The organism is Sphingobium sp. UBA5915 (genome assembly GCF_002431195.1).
GTDB lineage: Bacteria > Pseudomonadota > Alphaproteobacteria > Sphingomonadales > Sphingomonadaceae > Sphingobium > Sphingobium soli.
Window position 1 is genome coordinate 86,141 of record NZ_DJDV01000089.1, and the last position, 2,540, is coordinate 88,680.

At 61.5% G+C, this 2,540-nt stretch carries 3 protein-coding genes; all 3 read left to right on the top strand.

The window, feature by feature from the left end; all coding sequences use genetic code 11:
• The first annotated feature begins 96 nt into the window (after positions 1-96).
• Positions 97-507 (top strand): RrF2 family transcriptional regulator, encoded by a 411-nt coding sequence (locus B2V90_RS15580; RefSeq protein ID WP_228221452.1) that lies wholly within the window; start codon positions 97-99, stop codon positions 505-507.
• Positions 504-1,988 carry a Fe-S cluster assembly protein SufB gene (gene sufB / locus B2V90_RS15585; protein ID WP_228221453.1) on the top strand — a complete coding sequence of 495 codons (1,485 nt, stop codon included), beginning with the start codon at positions 504-506 and terminating at the stop codon, positions 1,986-1,988. Before B2V90_RS15580 ends, sufB begins: the two co-directional genes overlap by 4 nt.
• A 106-nt stretch (positions 1,989-2,094) precedes the next feature.
• On the top strand, positions 2,095-2,540 hold a 446-nt coding region (locus B2V90_RS15590; protein WP_293922135.1), incomplete at its 3' end, for a hypothetical protein.

A 2,540-nucleotide genomic window follows, 5' to 3' on the forward strand; every position in this document is an offset into this window, starting at 1 on the left:
TTCTCAATCGCTTGTCATAAATACCCTTGATTCCCGTAGCGCAGGCGACCACATGCGCAATCGGATGGATTCGATCCGATTTGAGAATGGTTCGCAATGCGCTTGTCGAGTTTCGCTGATTATGCCGTGGTGCTGATGAGCGCGGCCGCGCGCCATTGTGGCGGCGCGCGGATGAATGCGACAACGCTGGCCGCCGAAACCGGCATTCCGCTGCCCACCGCGCAAAAGCTGGTGAGCCGGTTGTCGGGGGCCGGACTGCTCGAATCGAGTCGGGGCACGGGCGGTGGCGTCCGCCTGTCCCGCCCGCCCGCGACGATTACGCTGGCGGATGTGGTGGAAGCGGTCGAAGGGCCGATTGCCATGACCGCCTGCACCGAAATGGGCGCGCATGACTGCAATCTGGAACGGGATTGCCGCATCCGCCCGCATATGAATGTCGCGAACAATGCGATCCGCCAGGCGCTGGCCGGAGTGACGATCGCGAGTTTGACGAGAGAGATGGCATGACCGACGACGTGACGACCATACGCAATGAGGAAGCGCTGGAGGCGGCCGAGCGCGCGTCGACCTACGAGCATGGCTGGTCATCCGCGATCGAGCAGGATTTCGCGCCCAAGGGGCTGAACGAGGATACGGTCCGCTTCATTTCGGCCAAGAAGAAGGAGCCACAATGGCTGCTCGACTGGCGGCTCAAGGCCTTTGCGCAGTGGCAGACGATGGAATCGCCGGACTGGGCCAAGCTCAACGTCCCGCCGATCGATTATCAGGATGCCTATTATTATGCCGAGCCCAAGAAGAAGGCGGAACTGAACAGCTTGGACGAGGTCGATCCCGAAATCCTGGCCACCTACCAGAAACTGGGCATCCCGATCGCCGAGCAGGAAATGCTCGCCGGCGTGAAGAGCAGTCGCAAGGTCGCTGTCGACGCCGTGTTCGACAGCGTCTCCGTGGCGACCACTTTCCGCAAGGAATTGGAGGAAGCCGGCGTTATCTTCCGCTCGATCAGCGAGGCGGTCCGCGAATTTCCCGACCTGGTGAAGAAATGGCTGGGAAAGGTCGTGCCGATGCACGATAATTATTTCGCCACGCTCAACTGCGCGGTCTTTTCCGACGGCACCTTCGTCTACATTCCCAAGGGCGTGCGCTGCCCGATGGAGCTGAGCACCTATTTCCGCATCAACGCGGAAAATACCGGCCAGTTCGAACGCACGCTGATCGTCGCGGACGAAGGAAGCTATGTCAGCTATCTCGAAGGCTGCACCGCGCCGATGCGCGACGAAAATCAGCTGCATGCCGCCGTGGTCGAACTGGTCGCGCTCGACGATGCCGAAATCAAGTACAGCACCGTCCAGAATTGGTATCCCGGTGACGAGAATGGTAAGGGCGGCATCTATAATTTCGTGACCAAGCGGGCGCTCTGCCAAGGGCGCAACAGCAAGGTTTCGTGGACGCAGGTGGAAACCGGCAGCGCCATCACCTGGAAATATCCCAGCTGCGTGCTGAACGGCGAGAATAGCGTGGGCGAATTCTATTCCGTCGCGCTGACGAATAACATGCAGCAGGCCGATACCGGCACGAAGATGATCCACAATGGCAAGGGCACCCGCTCAACCATCGTGTCGAAGGGGATCAGCGCGGGCCGCAGCAACAACACTTATCGCGGGCTGGTGCGCGTGGCGCCGGGCGCGGAGGGGGTGCGCAACTTCACACAGTGCGACAGCCTGCTGCTCGGCGATCAGTGCGGCGCGCATACCGTGCCCTATATCGAGGTGCGAAACCCCTCGGCGCAGATCGAGCATGAGGCGACGACGAGCAAGATTTCGGACGACCAGCTTTTCTACGCGATGCAGCGCGGGCTGGACACGGAGAGCGCGGTTTCGCTGATCGTCAACGGCTTCGCCAAGGACGTGCTGCAACAGCTGCCGATGGAGTTCGCGGTGGAAGCGCAGAAGCTGCTGGGCATCAGCCTTGAGGGCAGCGTGGGATAAATGATGCACGTCAGCCGGGCCTGATCCGGCGTCCTGCCTGTCTTCTGAGGCGGCGGGACCCCGGATCAAGTCCGGGCAGAAAAACGGGACAATAAGGATAGATATTTTGAGCGACGAAGACGATATCCAGGATGCCCTCGCCGATTTCGCGGAGGATGTTGGGAACGGCCAGTCATGGACGGCCGCCATCCGCATCCTGACCGAAGATTATGAGCTGGAAGAAGGCGAGCTGGAAGCCCGCGCGCGCAAGGATTTTGGCGATCTCGACGCCTATCAGGCCGAATGTCGCGCTGCGCTGGAAAAGGGCGACGCGGCGTTTACCGAGCGGCTCAAGACCGACAAGGCCTTCCACAAGGCCAAGGCCCCCAATCTGGCCCGCATGGAACCCGTGACCGAATTCGTGACCAGCGTGCTGGAAAAGGGCGCGCCGGAACCGGGCGCGGACTGGTGGCCCTATATGCCGATCAAGCGCCATATCGATACGCTGTTCCCCGCGCCGGGCGACGTGCGCGACATGGCCTTCTGGACCGCGCGGACGCTCCAGCGCGCGCA